The 20,647-nt window shown below is 72.6% G+C and carries 18 protein-coding genes; 12 read left to right on the forward strand and 6 right to left on the reverse strand.

The genetic code is table 11. The features are described from left to right. Positions 1 to 2 precede the first annotated feature (2 nt). The 4 genes from ybeY (at position 3) to OG764_RS24175 (ending at position 2,842) form a co-directional block, all read left to right on the forward strand. Positions 3 to 500 (forward strand): rRNA maturation RNase YbeY, encoded by a 498-nt coding sequence (gene ybeY, locus OG764_RS24160; protein ID WP_328970515.1) that lies wholly within the window; start codon positions 3 to 5, stop codon positions 498 to 500. Beyond that, on the forward strand, positions 497 to 1,825 hold the full coding sequence (locus tag OG764_RS24165; protein ID WP_328970516.1) for a hemolysin family protein: 1,329 nt from the start codon (positions 497 to 499) through the stop codon (positions 1,823 to 1,825). Before ybeY ends, OG764_RS24165 begins: the two co-directional genes overlap by 4 nt. Then, positions 1,822 to 2,175, forward strand: coding sequence for an MmcQ/YjbR family DNA-binding protein (locus OG764_RS24170; protein WP_328970517.1), 354 nt, complete (start codon positions 1,822 to 1,824; stop codon positions 2,173 to 2,175). Before OG764_RS24165 ends, OG764_RS24170 begins: the two co-directional genes overlap by 4 nt. A 295-nt stretch (positions 2,176 to 2,470) precedes the next feature. Next, positions 2,471 to 2,842: a cytidine deaminase gene (locus tag OG764_RS24175; protein ID WP_328970518.1), complete on the forward strand. Its 372-nt coding sequence runs from the start codon at positions 2,471 to 2,473 to the stop codon at positions 2,840 to 2,842. Positions 2,843 to 2,846: 4 nt separating this feature from the next. Here the strand turns inward: OG764_RS24175 and OG764_RS24180 are convergent, their stop codons facing one another. Then, positions 2,847 to 4,241: an MFS transporter gene (locus OG764_RS24180; RefSeq protein WP_328970519.1), complete on the reverse strand. Its 1,395-nt coding sequence runs from the start codon at positions 4,239 to 4,241 to the stop codon at positions 2,847 to 2,849. Between the two features lie 70 nt (positions 4,242 to 4,311). Between OG764_RS24180 and OG764_RS24185 the strand changes: the two genes are divergently transcribed. The 3 genes from OG764_RS24185 (at position 4,312) to era (ending at position 9,264) form a co-directional block, all read left to right on the forward strand. Beyond that, positions 4,312 to 5,331 (forward strand): GlxA family transcriptional regulator, encoded by a 1,020-nt coding sequence (locus OG764_RS24185; RefSeq protein WP_328970520.1) that lies wholly within the window; start codon positions 4,312 to 4,314, stop codon positions 5,329 to 5,331. A 589-nt stretch (positions 5,332 to 5,920) separates the two neighbouring features. Next, on the forward strand, positions 5,921 to 7,279 hold the full coding sequence (locus tag OG764_RS24190; protein ID WP_328970521.1) for a beta-xylosidase: 1,359 nt from the start codon (positions 5,921 to 5,923) through the stop codon (positions 7,277 to 7,279). Positions 7,280 to 8,313: 1,034 nt separating this feature from the next. Beyond that, positions 8,314 to 9,264 carry a GTPase Era gene (era, locus tag OG764_RS24195; RefSeq protein ID WP_443056238.1) on the forward strand — a complete coding sequence of 317 codons (951 nt, stop codon included), beginning with the start codon at positions 8,314 to 8,316 and terminating at the stop codon, positions 9,262 to 9,264. Between the two features lie 358 nt (positions 9,265 to 9,622). Here era and OG764_RS24200 read toward each other — a convergent pair whose 3' ends face one another. The 3 genes from OG764_RS24200 to OG764_RS24210 are packed head-to-tail and all read right to left on the reverse strand — an operon-like array spanning position 9,623 to position 11,853. After that, a complete protein-coding gene (locus OG764_RS24200) occupies positions 9,623 to 10,447 on the reverse strand; it encodes a GNAT family N-acetyltransferase (RefSeq protein WP_328970522.1) in 825 nt (274 codons plus the stop codon). A 41-nt stretch (positions 10,448 to 10,488) separates the two neighbouring features. Next, a complete protein-coding gene (locus OG764_RS24205) occupies positions 10,489 to 10,764 on the reverse strand; it encodes a protealysin inhibitor emfourin (RefSeq protein ID WP_328970523.1) in 276 nt (91 codons plus the stop codon). An 18-nt stretch (positions 10,765 to 10,782) separates the two neighbouring features. After that, entirely contained in the window at positions 10,783 to 11,853 is a 1,071-nt protein-coding gene (locus OG764_RS24210; RefSeq protein WP_328970524.1) for a M4 family metallopeptidase, read from the reverse strand. Between the two features lie 373 nt (positions 11,854 to 12,226). On the opposite strand from OG764_RS24210, the gene leuA reads away from it, so the two are divergent. Next, the gene (gene leuA / locus OG764_RS24215; protein ID WP_328970525.1) at positions 12,227 to 13,990 is read left to right on the forward strand and encodes a 2-isopropylmalate synthase; all 1,764 of its coding nucleotides are present in this window, start codon (positions 12,227 to 12,229) and stop codon (positions 13,988 to 13,990) included. Between the two features lie 112 nt (positions 13,991 to 14,102). Here leuA and OG764_RS24220 read toward each other — a convergent pair whose 3' ends face one another. Then, positions 14,103 to 14,861 (reverse strand): SDR family NAD(P)-dependent oxidoreductase, encoded by a 759-nt coding sequence (locus OG764_RS24220; protein ID WP_328970526.1) that lies wholly within the window; start codon positions 14,859 to 14,861, stop codon positions 14,103 to 14,105. 172 nt (positions 14,862 to 15,033) lie between these two features. Here OG764_RS24220 and OG764_RS24225 point away from each other — a divergent pair, with 172 nt between their 5' ends. The 4 genes from OG764_RS24225 to OG764_RS24240 all read left to right on the forward strand — a co-directional run bounded on the left by OG764_RS24225 (position 15,034) and on the right by OG764_RS24240 (position 20,080). Further along, the gene (locus tag OG764_RS24225; protein ID WP_328970527.1) at positions 15,034 to 15,720 is read left to right on the forward strand and encodes a TerB family tellurite resistance protein; all 687 of its coding nucleotides are present in this window, start codon (positions 15,034 to 15,036) and stop codon (positions 15,718 to 15,720) included. 831 nt (positions 15,721 to 16,551) lie between these two features. Further along, on the forward strand, positions 16,552 to 18,114 hold the full coding sequence (locus OG764_RS24230; RefSeq protein ID WP_328970528.1) for a nucleobase:cation symporter-2 family protein: 1,563 nt from the start codon (positions 16,552 to 16,554) through the stop codon (positions 18,112 to 18,114). A 378-nt stretch (positions 18,115 to 18,492) separates the two neighbouring features. Beyond that, positions 18,493 to 19,239, forward strand: a complete 747-nt coding sequence (recO, locus tag OG764_RS24235; RefSeq protein WP_328970529.1) for a DNA repair protein RecO — start codon at positions 18,493 to 18,495, stop codon at positions 19,237 to 19,239. A gap of 13 nt (positions 19,240 to 19,252) precedes the next feature. Continuing rightward, the gene (locus tag OG764_RS24240; protein WP_328970530.1) at positions 19,253 to 20,080 is read left to right on the forward strand and encodes an isoprenyl transferase; all 828 of its coding nucleotides are present in this window, start codon (positions 19,253 to 19,255) and stop codon (positions 20,078 to 20,080) included. A 141-nt stretch (positions 20,081 to 20,221) separates the two neighbouring features. Here the strand turns inward: OG764_RS24240 and OG764_RS24245 are convergent, their stop codons facing one another. Next, on the reverse strand, positions 20,222 to 20,647 hold the full coding sequence (locus OG764_RS24245) for a Fur family transcriptional regulator (protein ID WP_328970531.1): 426 nt from the start codon (positions 20,645 to 20,647) through the stop codon (positions 20,222 to 20,224).

A 20,647-nucleotide genomic window follows, 5' to 3' on the forward strand; every position in this document is an offset into this window, starting at 1 on the left:
ACATGTCGATCGACGTCAACAACGAGTCCGGAACCGAGGTCGACGAGCAGGCGATCCTCGACATCGCCCGCTACGCACTGACCCGGATGCGGATCCACCCGCTGTCCGAGCTCTCGGTGATCGTCGTGGACGAGGCCGCCATGGAGCAGCTCCACATCCAGTGGATGGACCTGCCCGGACCGACCGACGTCATGTCCTTCCCGATGGACGAGCTGCGTCCGCCGGCCAAGGACTCCGAGGAGCCCCCGCAGGGGCTCCTCGGCGACATCGTGCTCTGCCCCGAGGTCGCCAAGCAGCAGGGCCAGGACGCGCCCACGCAGCACTCCATGGACGAGGAGCTCCAGCTCCTGACCGTCCACGGGGTGCTGCACCTGCTCGGCTACGACCACGAGGAGCCCGACGAGAAGGCCGAGATGTTCGGCCTGCAGGCCGCCATCGTGGACGGCTGGCGCGGTGAGCGCGGGCTGACCGGTCCGTCCCCGGCCCCCACCGTGTCGTGAGCGCCGCCCAGCTGATCACCGGGGCGGTGCTGCTGGTCGTCGTGGCCTGGCTCGCCGCCTGTGCGGAGGCCGGCATCGCCCGGGTCTCCGTCTTCCGCGCCGAGGAGGCCGCACGGTCCGGGCGGCGGGGCAGCGCCAAGCTGCTCCAGGTCGCCTCCGACCCGACCCGCTACCTGAACGTGGCCCTGCTGGTGCGGGTCGCGTGCGAGATGGCGGCCGCGGTCCTGGTCACGTACGCGTGCCTGGACGAGTTCGGCGAGAACTGGACGGCGCTGGTCGTGGCGATCGCCGTCATGGTCCTCGTGTCGTACGTGGCCGTCGGCGTCTCGCCCCGCACCATCGGCCGCCAGCACCCGCTGAACACCGCGACGGCGTCCGCGTACGTACTGCTGCCGCTGGCCCGGATCATGGGGCCGGTGCCGCAGCTGCTGATCCTCCTCGGCAACGCGCTCACGCCCGGAAAGGGCTTCCGCAAGGGGCCGTTCGCCTCCGAGGCGGAGCTGCGCGCGATGGTGGACCTCGCCGAGAAGGAATCCCTGATCGAGGACGACGAGCGCCGGATGGTGCACTCGGTCTTCGAGCTGGGCGACACCCTCGTGCGCGAGGTGATGGTCCCGCGGACCGACCTGATCTGCATCGAGCGGTACAAGACGGTCCGTCAGGCGACCACGCTGGCGCTGCGGTCGGGCTTCTCGCGGATCCCGGTGACCGGCGAGAACGAGGACGACATCGTCGGCATCGTGTACCTGAAGGACCTCGTCCGCAAGACCCACATCAACCGCGGCGCCGAGTCCGACCTGGTCTCGACGGCCATGCGCCCGGCGGTGTTCGTGCCCGACACGAAGAACGCGGGCGACCTGCTGCGCGAGATGCAGCAGGTCCGCAACCACGTCGCCGTCGTCATCGACGAGTACGGCGGCACGGCGGGCATCGTCACCATCGAGGACATCCTGGAGGAGATCGTCGGTGAGATCACCGACGAGTACGACCGGGAGCTGCCGCCGGTCGAGGAACTCGGCCCGGACCGCTACCGGGTGACGGCCCGGCTGGACATCACCGACCTCGGCGAGCTCTTCGGGATCGACGAGTACGACGACGAGGACGTCGAGACGGTGGGCGGTCTGCTCGCCAAGGCGCTCGGCCGGGTACCGATCGCGGGTGCAACCTCGGGGGTCGAACTGCCCGACGGGCGGCGGCTGCGGCTGACCGCGGAGGCGCCGGCCGGCCGCCGGAACAAGATCGTGACGGTGCTCGTGGAGCCGGATCCGGAGGCGGCGCAGGCCGGTCCCGGGCAACCCGGGCCGGGACAGGGGGCGAAGCCGTGACACCGGACGAACTGCGCGCGTTCTGCCTCGGTTTCAACGCCGTGGCGGAGGAGTTCCCGTTCAACCCGGAGACCTCGGTCTTCAAGGTGCTCGGCAAGGTGTTCGCGCTGAGCGCGCTGGACTCCAGGCCGCTCAGGGTCAACCTGAAGTGCGATCCCGAGCAGGCGGTGCGGCTGCGGGCCGAGTACCCGGCCGTGGCGCCCGGCTACCACATGAACAAGCGCCACTGGAACACGGTGACCGTGGACGGGGTGCCCGACGCGCTGCTGCGGGAGCTCGTCGAGGACTCGTACGACCTCGTGGTGGCGGGGCTGCCGCGGGCGGAGCGGCTGAAGCTGGACCGCCCGTAGGCCGTGGCCTGATCCGAGGGCCGGACCGGCGGACGTGGGGCGAAGGTCACGATCTCGCACGACGTTCGGATCATCGGATTCTCTTACTCTACGCTTAGCTTTGCTTGTGCCAACCGGGATCCGCCTGCGGAGTCCCGTGTTCGGCCATGCCACCCGACTTTTTCACCGTCACCGCCGCGGGTCGACCGCCCACGTGCCGGGGGGACAGGGGGATGGAGGGGAGAGCGCCTCGGCGGACCCGTGCTGCACGGGTCCGCCGAGGCGCTCCGGTTTTCCGGTCCCTATGCTTTCCGGCATGACCGACAGCATCTCCGGCGGCAACGGGACCGAGATCGACCCCGAGGACCGCAAGATCATCACCCTGGCGCGCAGCGCCCGCGCCCGCAACGGCGTGGCCGAAGGGGCGGCGGTACGCGACGAGACCGGCCGCACGTACGTGGCCGGCACCGTGTCGCTGGACTCCCTGCAGCTCAGCGCCCTCCAGACCGCGGTCGCCATGGCGGTCGCGAGCGGCGCCCGGTCCCTGGAGGCGGCGGCGGTCGTGACCGAGGCGGACGAGGCCGCGGCGCTCGACCGCGCGGCCGTCCGCGACCTCGGCGGCCCGGCCACCCCGGTGCTGCTGGCGGGCCCCGACGGCGAGCTGCGCGCCACCGTCACCGCGGGCTGACCCGTCAGACCGTGCGGGGGCGGCGCCGGATCGTCATCGACATCAGCGCCGCCACCGCGCACAGGGCGCCCGACGCGTAGAAGACCACGTCGTACGAGCCGAAGGCGTCCCGGGCCGCCCCGCCCAGGAAGGCCACCACCGCCGCGCCGACCTGGTGCGAGGCCAGGATCCAGCCGAAGACGATGGCGCTGTCCTCGCCGTACTGCTCCCGGCACAGCGCGAGGGTCGGCGGCACGGTGGCCACCCAGTCCAGCCCGTAGAAGACGATGAAGAACAGCATCGGCGGGTGCACGGCGGGCGCGAGCAGCAGGGGCAGGAAGAGCAGCGAGATCCCGCGCAGCGCGTAGTAGACGGCCAGCAGCCGGCGGGACTCGAAGCGGTCGGTGAGCCAACCCGAGCAGACGGTGCCGACCACGTCGAAGACGCCGATCACCGCGAGCAGTCCGGCGGCCGCCGTGAGGGGCATGCCGTGGTCGTGGGCGGCAGGCACGAAGTGCGTCTTGACCAGGCCGTTCGTCGAGGCGCCGCAGATCGCGAAGGTGCCGGCGAGCAGCCAGAACGGGCCGGTGCGGGCCGCCCGCAGGAGCACGGTGACCGCGCGGCGGGCCGCCCCCGGTACGGGCGCGGGCTTCGGGACGACCTCGGTGGAGCCGTACGGGGCGAGCCCGACGTCGGCGGGGTGATCGCGCAGCAGCAGCCAGACGAAGGGCACCACGGCGAGCGAGGCGAGGGCCACGGTCACCGAGGCGGGGCGCCAGCCGTGGGCGGTGACCAGCCAGGACAGCAGCGGCAGGAACACCAGCTGGCCGGAGGCGCCGGCCGCGGTGAGCAGGCCCGTGACCAGGCCCTTGCGGGTGGTGAACCAGCGGTTGGTGACGGTGGCGGCGAAGGCCAGGGCCATGGAGCCGCTGCCGAGGCCGACCAGCAGGCCCCAGTAGAGGACCAGTTGCCAGGCGGCGGTCATCCAGACGGTGAGCAGCGAGCCCGCGGAGATCGCGGTCAGGCCCGCGGCCACCACGCGGCGGATGCCGAAACGGTCCATCAACGCGGCGGCGAACGGCGCGGTGAGGCCGTACAGCGCGAGGTTGACCGAGACGGCGAGGCCGATCGTGCCGCGCGACCAGTGGAACTCCTCGTGCAGGGGGCCGATGAGGAGACCGGGGACGGAGTTGAACGCGGCCGCGCCGATGATCGTCACGAAGGTCACGACGGCGACCGACCAGGCGCGGTGGGGGCGGCGCCGGGCGGGGCGGACGGGGGTGGCGGGGCCGGCGGGAGTGCCGTGGGCGTCGGGAGCGGTGGGGTCGGCGGGAGCGGTGGGGGTGCCGGGGGCTGTGGGGGCCGCGGGGACGGCGGGGTCTGTGGGGGAGGCGGTCTGGGGAGCGGTCTGCTGCGTCACGCTGCCAGCTTCGGCGGACCGGATCCGGCGTTCGAGTGGCCGGGAGGACACCCTTCGCTACGATCGGGCCATGACTGCCCCCGTCACCGTCACCCGTACCGGGCCGGCGGCCCCGCGGCACCGCGTCGTCGTCCTCGCCCTCCCCGGCCTGCTGCCCTTCGAACTCGGCATCCCGCACCGGATCTTCGGGCAGGCCAGGGACGCCGCCGGGCAGCGCCTCTACGAGACCATGACCTGCGGACTGACGGCCGGGCCGGTGCCCACCGACGCCGACTTCGCCGTCCACGTCGGCCACGGCCCCGAACTCCTCGGCACCGCGGACACGGTGGTCGTCCCCGCCTCGTACGAACTCGGCCCCGCCCACGAGGAGGGCCGGCTCACCCCCGAGCTCGCCGCCGCCCTCGCGCACGTCAGGCCCGGCACCCGGCTCGTCTCCATCTGCACCGGCAGCTACGTGCTCGCCGCCGCCGGATGGCTCGACGGCCGCCGCGCCACCACCCACTGGGCCTCGGCCGCGCACTTCCAGCAGCTCTTCCCGGCCGTGGAGGTCGACGCGGACGTGCTGTTCATCGACGACGGCGACGTCCTCACCTCGGCCGGGGTGGCGGCCGGGATCGACCTGTGCCTGCACCTGGTGCGCCGCGACCACGGCACGGCGGTGGCCAACGACGTCGCCCGGACCACGGTCGTGCCGCCGCACCGGGACGGTGGCCAGGCGCAGTTCATCGCGCGGCCGGTGCCCGAGCCGCAGCTCGCGAGCACGGCGGCGGCCCGCGGCCGGCTACTGGGGCGGCTGCACGAGCCGCTGCGGCTGAGCGAGATGGCGCGGCAGGAGGCCATGTCGGTACGGACCTTCACCCGGCGCTTCCGCGAGGAGGCCGGGCTCAGCCCCGGCCAGTGGCTCACCCGGCAGCGGGTCGAACGGGCCCGGCAGTTGCTGGAGGGCACGGAGCTTTCCATGGACCGGGTGGCCGAGGAAGCGGGCTTCGGCAGTGCGCAGTCGATGCGCAAGCACTTGCAGTCCGCCCTGGGGGTGACCCCCACCGCGTACCGGCGCACCTTCCGCTCGGGCACAGCCCCTTCCGGCTGACGCCGGGGGCCCCACTTCGGCCTGGCCGGCATTGAAGCGCGGGTCCAGGCGGAGCCCGGCAACCCTGCGCCCCCTTCAGCCCCTCCGGCGTTTGAGGAGCGGGTCCGGGCGGAGCCCGGTGCCCGGCGGAGCCGGGTTGCAGTCTTGGGGCTCCGCCCCAAACCCCGCGCCTCAAGCGCCGGCGAGGCTGGATGTTGCGCCCCAGGGCACGAGCGAGGCTGGGGTGGGTCCTGCTCGGGCCCGCGCCTCAAGCGCCGGCGAGGCTGGATGTTGCGCCCCAGGGCACGAGCGAGGCTGGGGTGGGTCCTGCTCGGGCCCGCGCCTCAAACGCCGGCGAGGCTGTAATTGCCGTACGCAGCGCCGACAAGGCTGGGCGTTGCGTACCACGTCACCGGCGAGGCTGGACGGGCCCGCTCAGGGGGAGGTCCGCCTCGAGCGACGGGCGGGGGATGTTGCCAATAGCTGATGGGTCATCAGTTCGTGGGGGGTGGTGGGGTTGACTTCTGGGGGGTTCCGCTCGTGAATGGCCCACGGCCGACGCGGACCGCAACGACCGCGCAGGCCCCCACAGGCGCCCCGGGGGGAATCCATGACAGCAGGCAGTCGGGGTCGGCGACGCTGGTCGGCAGCGCTCGGCGTGGCCGCACTCGCCGCCACGAGCGCGGCACTCACCGCGCCCGCCCGCGCGTCGGCCGACCCGCAGGACGCCGGGGACGGCGTCGGCGCCGGGGCCGTGGAGTTCCCCACGCACTGCACACCCCCGCAGGACGCCGGCCTGCCCCCGGCCGACGGCGCCACGACCGCGACCGTCAGCGTGGACAACCCGGCGCCCCGGGTCGGCGACACCGTCACCGTCACCTACCGGGTCACGAAGACCGCCGCCGGGAACCCGCTCGACGCGGAACTGCCCGCCGACGTGCTCACCCCCACCGGGAAGGTCCGGCTGGGCGGCGCCCAGAGCGGCGAGGTCACCGTGGCCGGCCCCAAGCGCAACGACCCCGTCCCCGGCCGGGCGGCCTTCCCCGCCTTCACCATGACCGGCACCTTCACCGTCACCGACCCCGGCGAGATCACCCTCGCGCCCGGCGACTACACCCTGCACACCAGCCACCTCGCGGAACTCGACACGCCCTGCACGACCGACACGGCCGCCCCGCCCCCGCCGGCCGCGCGGATCACGGCCACCGCCGTGCCCGACGCCAACCTGCGGTCCATCGCCCTCGGCTCCGCCGCCGGGAAGCCCGGCGCGACGGTACGGGTGACCGGCGCCGGGTTCGCCCCCGGTGCGGCCGTGACCGTGGCAGGCCGGGCCGGGGCCGCCGAGACCGCCGACCGGACCACCGCCACCGCGGACGAGCTCGGCACGCTGCTGGCCGAGCTGCCCGTCACGGACCGCACGACCACCGCCGTCGTCGCGTACGAAGGACCCGGCTGGACGGCCGAGCAGGGCGCGGGCCCGGCCACGTACACCGTCATCGACGCGACCCCGCTGCCGCCCGGCACGCAGAAGGTCGGCGTGGACGTGGTCCCGGGCGCGCTGTCCATGCTGCAGGCGGGCGAGGAGATCGCCCTCTCCCCGGTCCCGTACGGCGAAGGCGGCGCGGCCGTCGGCCGGATCCGCACCGTCACCGTCAAGGACCTGCGGGGCGGGCCCGCGGGCTGGTCGCTGACCGGCCGGCTGACCGACTTCACCGGCCCGGGCGGGGCGCGCATGGACGGCGCCGCGCTGACGTGGACACCGGTCTGCGTCACCCGGGAGGGCAGCCCCAGCACCTGCGCCCCCGGCACCGCCGGCCCGCTCGGCGAGGACGGCGCGACCCTGGCGAGCACTCCGGACGCGGCACTGGTGGGCGGCGAGTTCACGGTGGACGCCGAGGTGTCCCTGCACGTGCCGCCGTACACCGCCCCCGGCGCGTACACCGCGGTCCTGACCCTGACCCTGTCGTGACCGCAGCCCCGGCCCCGGCCGCAGACGCCCCCGTACCCGCACCGCGAGCCCCCGCCCGCCCGCTCCGGTCGGGGGCCCGTTCCGCGGCGGGGGTGCTGCTCGCGGCCGTCGCGGTCGCGGTCGGTCCGGTCGCCCTGCCGGAGGGCGCGGCGCCCGCGCGGGCCGCCGACAACGGGCAGTGGGCCGTGCAGCCCGCCGCCACCCGGATCGCCCAGCGCCCCTACTTCTACCTGGCCGCCGACGCCGGCGGGAGCGCCGCCGACCGGGTCACCGTCACCAACCGGACCACCCGGCCGCTGTCCTTCCGGCTCTACGCCGCCGACGCCTACAACACCGCCCGCGACGGCGGCTTCGCCGTCCGCGGGCCCGACGAGCCCCGCCGCGGCGTCGGCGCCTGGACCAGACTCGCCCGGGACCGGATCACCGTGCCGCCGCGCTCCGCGGTCACCGTCCCCTTCACCCTGGCCGTCCCCGACCGGGCCGAGCCCGGCGACCACGCCGGTGCGGTCGTCGCCCTGGAGGACCGGGCCGCCGCCGGTGCGGGTACGGGAGGGGCCCCGGGGATCGGCGTGCAGCGCGCCGTCGCCGCCCGCCTGCACCTGCGGGTCGCCGGGCCCACCGCCCCGATGCTGGCCGTGGAGCGGCTCACGGTGGCCGGATCCGACCCCGACACCGCCGTCGTCGCGTACACCCTGCTCAACCTCGGCAACGTCACCCTGCACCCCAAGGCCACCCTGCGGGCCGAGGGACTCTTCGGCCGGGAACTCCTCGACCGCCCGCTCACCCGCCTCCCCGCCGACCTGCTCCCCGGCCAGCGGGTCCGGCTCACCGAGCGCTGGAGCGGCCTGCCGGCCTTCGACCGGACCGAAGTCAGCATCACGGCGAGCGTCCCCGAAAGCAGCGACCGGGCGGCTGCGACGCTGGCCACCGGCCCTTGGGGAGCCGTCGGCGCCGCCGCCGCGGTGCTCTTCGCGGCGGCCCTCGCGGGGTCCGTGCGGCGGTACTGGTCGGCACGCGCGGCCGCATCGGGGAGAATGGCCCGCATGAGCGATCGTTCCCCCTCGTCCCCCACCGCGCACCGCGCGGGCTTCGCCTGCTTCGTGGGCCGGCCCAACGCGGGCAAGTCGACCCTGACCAACGCACTCGTGGGCACGAAGGTCGCGATCACCTCGAACCGGCCGCAGACCACCCGGCACACCGTGCGCGGCATCGTGCACCGCCCGGACGCGCAGCTGGTCCTCGTGGACACGCCCGGCCTCCACAAGCCGCGCACCCTGCTGGGCGAGCGGCTGAACGACGTCGTCCGCACCACCTGGGCCGAGGTCGACGTCATCGGCTTCTGCCTGCCCGCCGACCAGAAGCTCGGCCCGGGCGACAAGTTCATCGCGAAGGAACTCGCGGGGATCAAGAAGACCCCGAAGATCGCCATCGTGACCAAGACCGACCTGGTCGACTCCAAGACGCTCGCCGAGCAGCTGATCGCCATCTCGCAGCTCTCCGAGGAGCTCGGCTTCGAGTGGGCCGAGATCGTCCCGGTCTCGGCCGTCGGCGACAGCCAGGTCCAGCTGCTGGCCGACCTGATCGCCCCGCTGCTGCCGGAGAGCCCGCCGCTGTACCCGGAGGGCGACCTCACCGACGAGCCCGAGATGGTCATGGTCGCGGAGCTGATCCGCGAGGCCGCGCTCGAAGGCGTACGGGACGAGCTGCCGCACTCGATCGCGGTGGTCGTCGAGGAGATGATCCCCCGGGAGAACCGCCCGGCCGACCGCCCGCTGCTCGACATCCACGCGAACGTCTACATCGAGCGCCCCAGTCAGAAGGGCATCATCATCGGCCCGAAGGGGTCCCGGCTGAAGGAGGTCGGCATGAAGTCGCGCAAGCACATCGAGGCGCTGCTCGGCACGCCGGTCTTTCTCGACCTGCACGTGAAGGTCGCCAAGGACTGGCAGCGCGACCCGAAGCAGCTGCGCAAGCTCGGCTTCTGACCGGCCATTTCGGCCCCGCCGACGCCCTGAGGGGCAACCCCGCGCACGCTCCAGCCCCTCCGGCGCTTGCACCCTTCAGCCCCTCCGGCGTTTGAGGGGCGGGTCCGGGCAGGGCCCGGCGACCCTGCGCACCTTTCAGCCCCTCCGGCGTTTGAGGAGCGGGTCCGGGCGGAGCCCGGTGCCGGCGTCAGCCGGGTTGTCCTTGGGGCTCCGCCCCAAACCCCGCGCCTCAAACGCCGGCGAGGCTGGGGATTGCGCCCCAGGCGTCGGCGGGGCTGGAAGCCGCATCCGAGCGCGCCGGCGGGGCTGGAAGTTGCCGCACGCAGCGCCGACCAGCCCGGGTATTGCGCCGCAGGCGCTACGCGTCGGCCGGTTCGGCGATCAGGGCGGTGCCGACCCGGCGGAAACCGGCTCGGCCGTAGATCCGGGCCACGTCCTCGTCGCCCGCCGACAGGAACACCACGGCGGCGCCCTTGGCCCGGGCGTCCGCGACCAGCGCCGCGGTCACGGCCAGCCCCAGCCCGCGCCGCCGGGCCGCCGGCAGCGTGCCCACGGCCACCACCTCGGCGACCGGCCCCACCGGGACGTACTGGCCCGAGCAGAGCGCCACGCCGTCCTCGAACGCGGCGGCCAGCGCCGTCCGCCCGTCGGCGAGCTTCGGCAGGACGTGCGCGCACCGCGCGTTGTCCGGGTCCTCGGCCATCTTCGCGACCAGCTCCGCCGGACCGGCCGGTCCGCTCGCCGTACCGGGCGCCGCGAAGGCGAGCATCGGCACGGTCACCGCCGCGTGCACCAGCGGGTCGTCGGCGCCCAGCAGCCGCACCTCGGCGTCCACCGCGGGTACCTCCGGCTCGACCGCCGGGTCCAGCACCATCAGCGGGTGGACGTGCACGGGCAGCCCGGCGGCCTCCACGGCGGCCCGCAGACCCGGGGTGGTCTCGGCGACCCACTCGAACGCCTGCGGAACCCCCAGCTCCCGCTGCCGCTCCAGCACCCGCAGCACGTCGTCCGCCGTCACCGGGGCCTGCGAGCCCAGGGTGGGGCGGGCGTAGTACGGCCAGCCGTCGCCCTCCTGGACGAAGAGGGTCAGCGGACCGAAGTCCTCCGCCCGGGCACCGCCCGCGCGCGGGGCGGTGTCGTAGTACTGCTCAAGGGCGGGGAGTACGTCTTCACGAGAGGTCACCGGCGCATCCAAGCAAAGATGCCCGGCTCGGGCATTTTCTTTTAGGCACCTTCCTTGAGGACCCGGGTGATCAGCTGCCGCTGCGCCTCGGTGAGGTCCGGGTCGGCGCAGTGCACCGTCCTCCCGTCGACCGTGATCCGGTACGAGAAGCCGTCCCGGATGCCCGAGCCCGCGCCGGGCGGGCGCGGCGGACCGGGCCGCAGGGCCCGCTCCGCCAGCGCCCGCCACTCCTGCGCGTCCTCCCGGGACGAGACGTCCACCTCGGCCCGGCGCTCGATGCCGGCGAAACCGCCCGTCCGGTGCACTTCGATCCGCATGGGGGAGTACTACCGCGGTCAGGAGGTGGGCACACCCACCTGGGACCAGGCCTTCAGCAGGGCCTGCTGCTCCTCGCCCTCGCCGTGCCGGGCCACGGCCGCCGCCACCGACAGCCGGGCGAAGTCGGCGAAGGTCGCCTTGGTGCCGAGCTCGCCGCCGGTCAGGGTGTCGTACCAGATCTGCCCGGCCCGCTCCCAGGCGTTGCCGCCGAGCGCGGTGGCAACCAGGTAGAAGGCGTGGTTGGGGATGCCCGAGTTGATGTGCACGCCGCCGTTGTCCCGGCCGGTGCTCACGTAGTCGTCCATCGTCGAGGGCTGAGGGTCCTTGCCGAGCACGTCGTCGTCGTACGCGGTGCCCGGGGCCTTCATCGAGCGCAGCGCGGTGCCCTCGACCGAGGGGGCGAACAGGCCGGCGCCGATCAGCCAGTCCGCCTCGGCGGCCGTCTGCCCGAGGGTGTACTGCTTGATCAGGGAGCCGAACACGTCCGACATGGACTCGTTGAGCGCGCCGGGCTGACCGAAGTAGGTGAGGTTCGCCGTGTACTGGGTGACGCCGTGGGCGAGTTCGTGGCCGATGACGTCCACGGGCAGCGTGAAGTCGAGGAAGATCTCCCCGTCCCCGTCGCCGAACACCATCTGCTCGCCGTTCCAGAAGGCGTTGCCGTAGTTCTCGTCGTAGTGCACGGTCGCGATCAGCGGCAGGCCCTCGCCGTCGATCGAATTGCGCCCGAAGGCCTTCAGGAACAGGTCGAAGGTGGCTCCGAGGCCGGCGTAGGCGCGGTTGACCGTGGCGTCCTGGCCGGCCTCGGACCCCTCGCGGCGGACGATCTCGCCGGGCAGGTCCAGTCCGTGACGGGCGTCGTGGATGGTCCGGTCCGGGTGCTCGGCGGGCGCGGACAGGCCGGCCCCGGGCACCCCGATGACGGTGTTCAGCCGTCGGGTGGTGCGCAGGGAGGCGTCGGCGATGAGGGTCCGCCGGGCCGGTTCGGCGACGAGGTGGTTCTCGGACCGGGCCAGCCGGTCCAGCAGGTGCGGCGGCACGATCGTGCAGAAGACGGGGTGGAAGGCGGGCCGGAGGGCAGCGTCCATGGCATCCATGCGACAGCAATGTGGCACCGCGTGACGCCGGTGTCACTAGCTGCGACCATGATTCATTCGGCCGTCTGAAATGCGGCGCGGGCGATTGACGGATCGACCGGATCTTGAAGGGACCCCTAGCGGCATACGTCACATTCCGGACATGACGGAATTGCGGTCCCGCATACTGGAACAGCCACGCGCTCCCGGTGCGGCTCGGCTAGGGTTCCGTCCATCATGCGTTTCGGGCTGCTTCTCCTTAGCTGCCGCGGCGAGGGCCTGTAGTCGTAGGCCGACCCCCTCCCCGCGGAGTCTGGTGTTGCGGATTTACGACCTGTCGGCCGTTCCAGCGAAAAACACGCGGACACGCGAGGAGCCCAACGCAATGTCGTCGAACCAGCCCATCGGTCGCCCCACGCCGATCACCAACGCCACCCAGATGCAGAAGCCGTCCGGGATGCCGATCCACAAGTACGGCGTCTACGAGCAGGTGGACCTGCCCGACCGCACCTGGCCCGAGAAGCGGATCACCAAGGCGCCCCGCTGGCTCTCCACCGACCTGCGCGACGGCAACCAGGCCCTGATCGACCCCATGAGCCCCGCCCGCAAGCGCGAGATGTTCGACCTGCTGGTGCGCATGGGCTACAAGGAGATCGAGGTCGGCTTCCCGTCCTCCGGCGAGACCGACTTCAACTTCGTGCGCTCCATCATCGAAGAGGGCGCGATCCCGGACGACGTCACCATCTCCGTACTGACCCAGGCCCGCGAGGACCTGATCGAGCGGACCGTGGAGTCGCTGCGCGGCGCCAAGCGCGCCACCGTGCACCTGTACAACGCGACCGCCCCGACCTTCCGCCGGGTCGTCTTCCGCGGCTCCAAGGAGCAGATCAAGCAGATCGCCGTCGACGGCACCCGCCTGGTCATGGAGTACGCCGAGAAGATCCTGGGCGACGAGACGATCTTCGGCTACCAGTACAGCCCGGAGATCTTCACCGACACCGAGCTGGACTTCGCACTGGAGGTCTGTGAGGCCGTCTGCGACGTCTGGCAGCCGGAAGAGGGCCGCGAGATCATCCTGAACCTGCCCGCCACCGTGGAGCGTTCGACGCCGTCCACGCACGCGGACCGCTTCGAGTGGATGGCCCGCAACCTGACCCGCCGCGAGCACATCTGCATCTCGGTCCACCCGCACAACGACCGCGGCACGGCCGTGGCCGCCGCCGAACTGGCCCTGATGGCCGGCGCCGACCGCATCGAGGGCTGCCTGTTCGGCCAGGGCGAGCGCACCGGCAACGTCGACCTGATCACGCTGGGCATGAACCTGTTCTCGCAGGGCGTGGACCCGCAGATCGACTTCTCGCAGATCGACGAGGTGCGCCGCACCTCCGAGTACTGCAACCAGATGCCGGTCCACCCGCGCCACCCGTACGCGGGCGACCTGGTCTACACCGCCTTCTCCGGCTCCCACCAGGACGCCATCAAGAAGGGCTTCGACGCCATGGAGGCCGACGCGGCCGCCCAGGGCAAGACCGTCGACGACATCGAGTGGGCGGTCCCGTACCTGCCGATCGACCCGAAGGACGTCGGCCGCTCGTACGAGGCCGTCATCCGCGTCAACTCGCAGTCCGGCAAGGGCGGCATCGCGTACGTCCTGAAGAACGACCACAAGCTGGACCTGCCGCGCCGCATGCAGATCGAGTTCTCGCGCCTCATCCAGGCCAAGACCGACGCCGAGGGCGGCGAGGTCACGCCGAAGGCGATCTGGTCCGTCTTCCAGGACGAGTACCTGCCCAACCCCGAGAACCCGTGGGGCCGGGTCCAGCTGCGCTCGGGCCAGACGACGACCGACAAGGACGGCACGGACACGCTGACCGTCGAGGCGGTCGTGGACGGCGTCGAGACGGTGCTGACCGGCGCCGGCAACGGCCCGATCTCGGCCTTCTTCAACGCGCTGGCCGTCATCGGCATCGACGCCCGTCTGTTGGACTACACCGAGCACACGATGAGCGAGGGCGCCTCCGCGCAGGCCGCCTCGTACATCGAGTGCGCGATCGACGGCCGCGTCCTGTGGGGCATCGGCATCGACGCCAACACCACGCGCGCCTCGCTGAAGGCCGTCATCTCGGCGGTCAACCGCGCGGGCCGCTGATCACCCCGCCGTACGGCCGGACCCCGTTCCTCCCTCCGGGAGGGGCGGGGTCCGGCCTTTCTCCCGCTGTGGCTTCCGCTTCCGGCCGCCCCGGTCCGCTGCCGCCCGGCCGTCAGCGGGCGAGGTAGCCGCCGTCCACGGGCAGCACCACGCCGGTGATGAACGAGGCGGCGTCCGAGGCCAGGAAGGCGATGGCCCGGGCCACTTCGAGCGGCTCGCCCAGCCGGCCCATCGGGTGGGCCCGGGAGACCGTGTCCAGGTACTCCGGGCCGCCGGGCTCGTCCTGCAGCGCCAGCACCCGCTCCGTACGGATGGTGCCCGGGGCCACCGCGTTGACACGGATGCCGTGCGCGGCCCACTCCACGGCCAGGTGCGCGGTGAGCCCGGACGCCACGAACTTCGCCGGGCCGTACGCCGCCTGCCGGGCCTGGCCGGCCACCCCGGAGATCGAGGACACGCACACCACGGCGCCGCCCGGATGCTCCTGACCGAGCATGGCCTCGATGGCGTACTTGCAGGTCAGGAACATGCCGCGGCCGTCCACGGCCATGACCCGGTCCCAGTCCTCCGGGGTGGTCTCCCGCAGGTTCGACAGCGGGAGGATGCCCGCGTTCGCGACCGCCACGTCGATCCGGCCGAAGGCCCGTACGGCGGCCGCGACCATGCGGTGGTTGTCGGCCGGATCCGAGACGTCGCCCGTCACGGTCTCGATCGGGATGTCCTCGTGGCCCAGCTCGGCTCGCAGCGCCGCCAGGCCCGCTTCGTTCACATCGGAGGCGGTGACCCCGGCGCCCTCGCGGGCCAGCAGCAGGGCCGTCGCCCGGCCGATCCCGCTCGCGGCCCCGGTCACCAGACAGGACTTCTCGTTCACGGCCCACACCGTAGGGGGAGTGGGGGCGCGTACCGGGGCGCGCAGGGGCGCACTTCGGCCAACTCCCCACGGGGTGAGGGAGTTGTCTTGTCACAGGGCTGCCGTCGCCACACCGGTGTGGCTAACATCACGCCAACGCGGCGATGTTGCCGAAAGGTTACGGAGGTGGGACGTGCTGCCTGCTCGGGGTGAGACCGGCCGGAAATGGACGGTGTACGGCATCCGCACCACCTGGAGCACCGTCGGTGACGGCGAGTTCTTCTGCCCGGGCTGTGGCGGGGACCGCAACTACCGGCGGCGCACCGGCCGCCGCCGCTTCACCCTGCTGGGCGTCCCGCTGCTGCCGCGCGGGCAGGCGGGCCCGGTCGTCGAGTGCGGCACCTGCCGCGAGCGCTTCGGCACGGACGTCCTGGACCACCCCACGTGTACGCGGTTCTCCGCGATGCTGCGCGACGCGGTCCACACGGTCGCGCTCGCGGTCCTCGCCGCGGGCGGCACGGGCTCCCGCACCACGCTGGAGGCCGCGGTGGCCGCCGTGCGCGCGGCGGGCTTCGAGGACTGCACGGAGGAGGAACTGGCGGCCGTGGTCGACGCGCTGTCGGTGGACTCCGGGCGGCTGTCCGCGGAGATGTTCGGCGCGGCCCTGTCCATCGAGCTGCACGAGGCGCTGGAGCCGTTGTCGGCGCATCTGGCGCCGGGTGGGCGGGAGACGGTGCTGTTGACGGGGGCGCGGATCGCGCTCTCGGACGGGCCGTACAGCCCCGCCGAGCGGGAGGTCCTGGCGACCGTGGGCACGGCGCTGCGGCTCACCGCCGACGACGTGGCCCGCCTCCTGGCCGGAGTACGCGCCTCGGGGTGACCCGTGCCCCCGCTCGATGCGTGTGGCACGCCTTTCCGCTGCGCTTGCGCGGCGAGCTGACCGTGGCGCCTTCGGCCCCGCTCGCCGGGTGTGGCGCACCCCCTGCCTTGGCGGCATTCCCCAGGCTCGCCTGAGCGGGCAACCTCCAGCCCCTCCGGCGTTTGAGGATCGGGTCCGGGCGGAGCCCGGTGCCCGGCGGAGCCGGGTTGCAGTCTTGGGGCTCCGCCCCAAACCCCGCGCCTCAAACGCCGGCGAGGCTGGGATCCGCCGGGCGGGGGCGTGGTCAGGGCGTACGGGTAAGTAGCTGCTGACCGGGGTGTGGGGTGGGGGGCCCGGGCGGGCCGTGGGGTGGTAACGATTTCGCCTCGTGGGGGGTCGCGGGGGGCGGAGTCGGTGGTTCCAGTGGCTGCGCCGGCCGCCGGGAGCGGTCGATTCACGCGGTGTTCACGGACCGTTCCGCTTCGCTGGGCGGAACCCGCGTACAGGCTGGCCAGCACCCCCAGTTGGCCGAAACCGTTCGCTCCCGCGCAGCGTGAACGCGAACCGCGGCGGCCGCGCCGCCATAGCGTGCCGACGCCGTCCCCGCCATCGGCCGATCCCACAAAGCGAGAGCCCTTCCGCATCAACAGTTTGTAGAAGTCGACGATGTCCGTGAGGCCGGTCACGGGCGTTTGATTCCGGTCACACGGCGAGACGCTGCTGGTAACACAGCGGGGCTTCGATTCACGTGACTGCAACTGACAACCCTGGCGTCCCCACGCGAACCGTCCGCGCGGAGCAGGGATAACCAGATCACTTCTCACTTACCTACCTTTGAAGGGCAAGGCAGAGATGGCACGTGTCGCCGCCCGGCTTTCCGACGACGGAGAGCAGAGCACGCACCCGGTCGACGAGGTGCTCCCCCTCCCCAAGCTCGCGCTGTACGGCTTCCAGCACGTACTCGCCTTCTACGCCGGCGCGGTGATCGTCCCGATCATCGTCGGCGGCGCGCTCGGACTCACCACCGAGCAGCTGGTCTACCTGATCAACGCGGACCTCTTCACCTGCGGTATCGCCTCGATCATCCAGGCCTTCGGCATCGGCCGGATCGGCGCCAGGCTGCCCCTGATCCAGGGCGTCACCTTCACCGCCGTCTCGCCGATGATCGCCATCGGACTCGGTGCGGGAGGCGGCACGGCCGCCCTGCTCGCGATCTACGGCGCCGTCATCACGGCCGGCCTGGCCACGTTCGCGTTCGCCTGGCTGCCCGCCAAGGCGTTCAAGGCCGTCATGCGGGTCTTCCCGCCGGTCGTCACCGGCACGGTGATCACGGTGCTCGGCATCGTGCTCATCCCGGTCGGGCTCAACGACGCCGCGGGCGGCGTGGGCAGCCCGGACTTCGGCGACCCGAAGAACTTCGCCTACGCCGGCGGCACGATGCTCTTCATCCTCGTCCTGATGAAGCTCGGCAGGCCGTTCCTCTCCAGCATCGCCATCCTGCTCGGCCTGGTCGGCGGCACGGTCGTCGCCTTCCTGCTCGGCGACGCGAAGTTCGGAGACGTCGGCAACGCGGACTGGGTCGGCATCACCACCCCCTTCCACTTCGGCACCCCGAAGTTCGAGTGGTTCCCGATCCTGCTGATGCTCATCGTCATGCTGATCACGATGGTCGAGACGACCGGCGACACGTACGCCGTCGGCGACATCGTCGGCAAGGACGTGGACAGCGAGACCGTGGCCCGCGCCCTGCGCGCCGACGGCGCCGCCACCGCGCTCGGCGGCGTCCTCAACTCCTTCCCGTACGTGGCCTTCGCCGAGAACGTCGGCCTGGTGCGGATGACCAAGGTCAAGAGCCGGTTCGTCGTGGTCGCCGCGGGCGTGTTCATGATCATCCTCGGCCTGCTGCCGAAGGCTGCCGCGATCGTGGCCTCGGTCCCGCACGGAGTGCTCGGCGGCGCCGCGACCGTGATGTTCGGCATGGTGGCCCTGGCCGGCATCCAGACCCTGGCCAAGGTCGACCTGAAGGAGGAGAAGAACGCGCTGGTCGTGGGCGTCTCGCTGGCCTTCGCGCTGCTTCCGGCCACCGTGCCGGTCCTCTTCAAGGACCACATGGACGCGGACCTGTCCTCGCTCCTCAACAGCGGGGTCACGCTGGGTGCGACGGCCGCCATCGTGCTGAACCTGATCTTCAACGGGCTGGGTGAGGCGGGGGCCGCTGCGGGGGCGGAGGCGCCGGTGGTGGCGGACGCGCCCGGGGTGGCGGACGCGGCCGAGGTCGTCCCCGTGGCGGACGGGTCCGTGGCGGACGGGTCCGTGGCGGAGGGGTCCGCCGCCCCCGGAGCGGCCGTGGCGGTCGTCCCGGCGCAGGCGGCGGTTGCGGCTGAGGGGGGTAGTGGCTCGGGCGGGACCGCCTGACCCCTCCCGGGGGCCCCGGCCAGGCGCTCTCCGCCGGGCCGGGGTCCCTGCGGTCCGTCCTCGGCCGGCCGCCGGTGGTCCTGGGGCTCCGCCCCAGACCCCGCGCCTCAAACGCCGGCGAGGCTGGATTTTCCCCCGGGCGGGGCCGGAATGTGACCGGCGGGACTGGAGTCCCGCCGGTGGCGCTGCGCCTCGAACGCCGGCGAGGCTGGATTTTCCCCCGGGCGGGGCCGGAACGTGAGCGGCGGGACTGGAGTCCCGCCGGTGGCGCCGGGCCTCGAACGCCGGCGAGGTGGATTGTCCCCCCCGGCGGGGCCGGAACGGCCCTCGTGTTCCGGGTCGGCCGGTGGTCGGTGGTGGTACGGGACAATGGGGGGCATGAGTCTGTTCCGCGATGACGGCGTTGTGCTGCGCACCCAGAAGCTGGGTGAGGCGGATCGCATCATCACGATCCTCACCCGGGGGCACGGACGGGTGCGGGCCGTGGCCCGGGGGGTGCGGCGCACCAAGTCCAAGTTCGGTGCCCGGCTGGAACCTTTCTCCCATGTCGACGTGCAGTTCTTCGCCCGCGGCAGCGACCTCGTGGGCCGCAGCCTGCCGCTCTGCACCCAGACCGAGATCATCGCCCCGTACGGCGGCGGCATCGTCACCGACTACGCCCGCTACACGGCCGGCACCGCGATGCTGGAGACCGCCGAGCGGTTCACCGACCAGGAGGGCGAGCCGGCGGTCCAGCAGTACCTGCTGCTCGTCGGCGCGCTGCGCACCCTGGCCCGCGGCGAGCACGAGCCGAACCTCATCCTCGACGCCTTCCTGCTGCGCTCCCTCGCCGTCAACGGCTACGCCCCCTCCTTCGACGACTGCGCGAAGTGCGGCATCCACGGACCCAACCGGCACTTCTCCGTGTCCGCGGGCGGGGTCATATGCGGCGACTGCCGGGTGGCCGGAAGCGTCGTACCCTCAGCGGAGGCCATCGGACTGCTCAGCGCGCTGCTGACGGGCGACTGGCCCACCGCGGACGCCTGCGAGCCGCGGTACGTCAGGGAAGGCAGCGGACTGGTCTCCGCCTACCTGCACTGGCACCTGGAGCGAGGGCTACGCTCCTTGCGTTACGTAGAGAAATAAGGAGCGAAGCGACATGGCACGACGCGGGATCCTGGGACGCACCCGCCGCGAGTACCTCACTCCGGAACCGCACCCCTCCGGTGCCCGGCCGCCGAAGATCCCCGGCGAGCTGGTCCCGAACCACGTCGCGATCGTCATGGACGGCAACGGCCGCTGGGCCAAGGACCGGGGCCTGCCGCGGACCGAGGGCCACAAGGTCGGCGAGGGCGTCGTCCTCGACGTGCTCAAGGGCTGCCTGGAGATGGGCGTCAAGAACCTCTCCCTCTACGCCTTCTCCACCGAGAACTGGAAGCGCTCGCCCGACGAGGTCCGCTTCCTGATGAACTTCAACCGCGATGTCATCCGGCGCCGCCGCGACGAGATGAACGAGCTGGGCATCCGGATCCGCTGGGTCGGCCGCATGCCCAAGATGTGGAAGTCGGTCGTCCAGGAGCTCCAGATCGCCCAGGAGCAGACCGTCGGCAACGACGCGATGACCCTGTACTTCTGCGTGAACTACGGCGGCCGCGCCGAGATCGCGGACGCCGCGCAGGCGATCGCCCGCGAGGTCGCGGCCGGCCGGCTCGACCCGTCGAAGGTCAACGAGAAGACCTTCGCGAAGTACCTGTACTACCCGGACATGCCGGACGTCGACCTGTTCCTGCGCCCCAGCGGCGAGATGCGCACCTCGAACTACCTGCCCTGGCAGAGCAGCTACGCCGAGATGGTCTTCCAGGACGTGCTGTGGCCGGACTTCGACCGCCGCGACCTGTGGCGCGCCTGCCTCGAGTACGCCCAGCGCGACCGCCGCTTCGGCGGCGCCCTCCCGAACGACATCCCGGGCCAGGGCCAGCCCTCCTGACCCGAGTCCCCCGGACGGGCCCGAGTCCCCGGATGCGCCGGAGCCCCCCGGATGCGCCGGAGCCCCCCGGATGCGCCGGAGCCCCCCGGATACGACAGAGCCCGCGGACGTCGGACGTCCGCGGGCTCTGTCGTATCCGGGTCAGCGGGCCGCGCACTCCGCGCAGGTGCCGAAGATCTCCACCGTGTGGGCCACGTTCACGAAGCCGTGCTCGGCCGCGATGGCGTCCGCCCACTTCTCCACGGCGGGACCCTCGACCTCGACGGCCTTTCCGCACATCCGGCATACCAGGTGGTGGTGGTGCTCGCCCGTGGAGCAGCGGCGGTAGACGGACTCGCCGTCGCTGGTGCGCAGCACGTCCACCTCGCCCGCGTCGGCGAGCGACTGGAGGGTGCGGTAGACGGTGGTCAGGCCCACGGAGTCGCCGCGGTGCTTGAGCATGTCGTGCAGTTCCTGGGCGCTGCGGAACTCGTCCACCTCGTCCAGCGCTGCGGCGACGGCGGCGCGCTGCCGGGTCGATCGGCCTCGTACTGGCGCGGTACTCGTCTCGCCAGGGGCAGTCCCCAC

This window comes from Streptomyces sp. NBC_00239, assembly GCF_036194065.1.
In the GTDB taxonomy this organism is placed as follows: Bacteria; Actinomycetota; Actinomycetes; order Streptomycetales; family Streptomycetaceae; genus Streptomyces.

Bases quoted from the DNA above. Each gene is read 5' to 3' on its own strand.
- OG764_RS24210 (WP_328970524.1), bottom strand. From the start codon at position 11,853: ATGGACGCTGCCCTCCGGCCCGCCTTCCACCCCGTCTTCTGCACGATC.
- ybeY (WP_328970515.1), top strand. From the start codon at position 3: ATGTCGATCGACGTCAACAACGAGTCCGGAACCGAGGTCGACGAGCAG.
- OG764_RS24205 (WP_328970523.1), bottom strand. From the start codon at position 10,764: ATGCGGATCGAAGTGCACCGGACGGGCGGTTTCGCCGGCATCGAGCGC.
- leuA (WP_328970525.1), top strand. From the start codon at position 12,227: ATGTCGTCGAACCAGCCCATCGGTCGCCCCACGCCGATCACCAACGCC.
- OG764_RS24230 (WP_328970528.1), top strand. From the start codon at position 16,552: ATGGCACGTGTCGCCGCCCGGCTTTCCGACGACGGAGAGCAGAGCACG.
- OG764_RS24175 (WP_328970518.1), top strand. From the start codon at position 2,471: ATGACCGACAGCATCTCCGGCGGCAACGGGACCGAGATCGACCCCGAG.
- OG764_RS24190 (WP_328970521.1), top strand. From the start codon at position 5,921: ATGACAGCAGGCAGTCGGGGTCGGCGACGCTGGTCGGCAGCGCTCGGC.
- era (WP_443056238.1), top strand. From the start codon at position 8,314: ATGGCCCGCATGAGCGATCGTTCCCCCTCGTCCCCCACCGCGCACCGC.
- OG764_RS24240 (WP_328970530.1), top strand. From the start codon at position 19,253: ATGGCACGACGCGGGATCCTGGGACGCACCCGCCGCGAGTACCTCACT.
- recO (WP_328970529.1), top strand. From the start codon at position 18,493: ATGAGTCTGTTCCGCGATGACGGCGTTGTGCTGCGCACCCAGAAGCTG.
- OG764_RS24185 (WP_328970520.1), top strand. From the start codon at position 4,312: ATGACTGCCCCCGTCACCGTCACCCGTACCGGGCCGGCGGCCCCGCGG.